The following is a 556-nucleotide window of genomic DNA, read 5'->3' on the forward strand; positions in this document are numbered from 1 at the left end:
TGCTGAGACGGGTATCGATTTCAAATATGGGCGCGGTAATTTGCGTGATGGTATTTGGTTGACCGATATTGATATCGATGCAACTGAAGACCTTGAGGTATTAGTAGACAAAGCTTATGTCAAAATAGGCTGGCGTGCGGTATTTGCAAAAGAAGTGCATCTGAGTGATGCCGATATACAGACCATCGAAATTCTCAATAAGAAACCACCGACTGGCGAACCGTTTGATTATAAAACCCTAAAGCTACCAGTCAATCTGCGTTTTGATCAAGCAAAAATTAAGAAAATCATTTATAAGCAAGTAACCAAAGATCCTATTGTTATCAATAACATTACGGCTCGTGATCTGACTTGGGTTGGTAGTACCGTCACAGTAGGTCGCGGCGACTTACAGTATGCTGATATCGTCAAAGTCAGTGCCCTACAAGGTGAGATTGACTTGCAAGGCGACTATCCGCTGGATTTGAGTGCGATTGCAGAAGTCAGTGCGCTTGAAAAGGCATACATTGATCCACTGAATATTACGGCAACTGGTACGCTAAAACGTACGGTTGGG

Annotated in this window: 1 pseudogene; it reads left to right on the forward strand. The window is 43.0% G+C overall.

Going from position 1 to position 556, the window contains the following annotated elements:
- Nucleotides 1-556, forward strand: a pseudogene (locus ACS8FC_RS19925) (translocation/assembly module TamB domain-containing protein); the annotation flags it as partial.

Source organism: Psychrobacter sp. 1Y4, from assembly GCF_051847555.1.